This is a genomic window from Simplicispira lacusdiani, from assembly GCF_003604195.1.
Taxonomy (GTDB): domain Bacteria; phylum Pseudomonadota; class Gammaproteobacteria; order Burkholderiales; family Burkholderiaceae_C; genus Simplicispira; species Simplicispira lacusdiani.
On the sequence record NZ_QXGR01000042.1, the window covers coordinates 1 to 833 of the forward strand.

The 833-nt window shown below is 68.5% G+C and carries 1 protein-coding gene; it reads right to left on the minus strand.

Annotated features, from left to right (window positions below):
* A partial coding sequence (locus tag D8S75_RS17295; protein WP_119967591.1) for a putative bifunctional diguanylate cyclase/phosphodiesterase occupies positions 1-833 on the minus strand: 833 nt, incomplete at both ends.

Genomic DNA, 833 nt, shown 5'->3' on the forward strand with positions numbered 1-833 from the left:
ACCGCCATGCTCAGGTGCGCGGTTTCTTTCTTGCCGGACCAGCGCACGAGCTGTTCGCAGGCGGTGCGCAGGATGTGCCGCCCCAGGGGCAGGATGAGGCCGGTCTGTTCGGCCAGGGGGATGAATTGCGCCGGGCTGATGGGGCCGCGTTCGGGGTGCGTCCAGCGCGCCAGGGCTTCGGCGCCCTTGACGTGGCCCTGGTAGTCGACGACGGCCTGGTAGTGCACGAAGATTTCTCCGCGCGTGAGGCCTTGGCGCAGGTCGGCCTCCAAGCTGGAGCGGGCGTGCAGGGCTTGCTGCATGCCGGGGTCGAAGAAGCGGTGGGTGTTGCGTCCGGCGGCCTTGGCTTCGTACATGGCCAGGTCGGCGCGCTTGAGCAGTTCGTCCACGGTGACGCGTTCCTGCCCGAAGAGGGTCAGGCCGATGCTGGGGGTGCTGTAGTGCTGCTGGCCGGCCAGTTCGAAGGGTTGGTTCAGGGCGATGAGCAGTTTGACGGCGACGGCCTCGGCCTGGCTGCGGGCCTGGGGCAGGTGGGTGTCCAGGCCTTCGAGCAGGACGACGAATTCGTCGCCGCCGAAGCGCGCGACGGTGTCGCATTCGCGCACGCTGCGCACCAGGCGGGCGGCGACCTGGGTCAGGAGCTGGTCGCCCATGTCGTGGCCCAGGGTGTCGTTGAGGTCCTTGAAGTTGTCCAGGTCGATGAACAGCAGGGCGCCGTGCTGGTGCATGCGCTGGCTGCTGAGCAGCAGGCGCTGCAGGCGGTCGAGCAGCAGGCGCCGGTTGGGCAGTTGGGTGAGCGCGTCGTAGAAGGCCAGGCGTTCGATCTCCTGGGC